The 1288-nt window shown below is 60.6% G+C and carries 1 protein-coding gene; it reads left to right on the forward strand.

What is annotated here, in order from left to right; all coding sequences use genetic code 11:
- Positions 1–221: 221 nt before the first annotated feature.
- Positions 222–1271: an IS110 family RNA-guided transposase gene (locus P0D89_RS53075; protein ID WP_408379650.1), complete on the forward strand. Its 1050-nt coding sequence runs from the start codon at positions 222–224 to the stop codon at positions 1269–1271.
- Positions 1272–1288 lie beyond the last annotated feature (17 nt).

The raw sequence follows: 1288 nt of genomic DNA on the forward strand, positions 1-1288 counted from the left end.
GTTGGGATACTCAGTCTAAGATCGCTTCTGAACGTCGGACCGATCTGACCCGTGTTGGGATTGGCCGAGCTGCCCTGGCGTTGACCTGTCGATCGGGTTCCGGCGTTCCCCGAGCGTTGCCGGGCTCACCGTCTGTGACCTGATAGGAGCTTTGTACTGCACCATGAGTGTCCTGTCCTGCGAGTGGGGTTGGCGATGCGCCCACTACAACGGACACACGCATGGAACAAAACGAAGTGATTCTGGGTGTTGACACGCATCTGGATACGCATGTCGGGGCTGTGATCAGCGACACAGGCAGGCTTCTTGGAACGCTATCGGTCTCGACCGACAGGGCTGGATATCTCGATCTGCTGACATGGGCGAATTCGTTCGGCCCTTTACGCCGCGCCGGGGTTGAAGGGACCGGCACCTACGGCGCGGGATTGGCCCGCGTGCTCCGCGATCATGAGATCGATGTGTTGGAAGTCAATCGTCCCGATCGCGCGATGCGCCGATCCAGAGGGAAGTCCGACCCCACTGACGCTGAAAACGCCGCGCGTGCGGTCCTCTCCGGAAGCGCTACGGCTATTCCAAAGGAGCAGTCCGGTGCCGCCGAGGCAATGCGCGCCGTCTCCGTTGCCAGGCGCAGTGCCGTCAAGGCAAAGACGCAGGCCATCAACCAGTTACGGGCTTTGCTCGTGAGCGCGCCGCAGGAAATCCGCGATCGTCTGCTGAAAGCGAAGGCGGCAGAATGCGTTGGGGGTTGCGTCCGTCTTCGCTCGTTGGGTAACACGCCAATGTTGCAAACGCTCACGACTACGCTGCGGTTGCTGGCGAAGCGTTGGCTGACACTGGCAGAAGAGCTCAAAGCACTCGATACTATGCTTGACAGCCTCACCAGCCAGCATGCCAGGCGGGTTCGCGAAAGATTCGGCGTCGGCCCGCAGACCGCTGCGGTACTGGTTGCTGTCGCGGGTGACAATCCCGAACGTCTGAAAAGCGAAGCTGCGCTGGCGGCACTTTGCGGCACAAGTCCGTTGCAGGCGTCGTCCGGCAAGACGGTCCGGCATCGTTTGAACAGGGGCGGTGATCGGTCTGCAAATAACGCCCTGTGGACCATTGCCATGGTTCGGATGCGCAGTGATCCGCGTACCCGTGCGTATGTGGATCGTCGGACAAAGGAAGGCATGTCGAACAAGGAAATCCATCGCTGCCTGAAGCGCTATATCGTCCGGGAACTGTACCCGCTCATCCTGGCCGATCTGGCCGATTCGACGCCTGTCCCTTGACATAGGAGCGTCAACGC

It is taken from the genome of Paraburkholderia sp. RL18-085-BIA-A, from assembly GCF_046027075.1.
Taxonomy (GTDB): domain Bacteria; phylum Pseudomonadota; class Gammaproteobacteria; order Burkholderiales; family Burkholderiaceae; genus Paraburkholderia.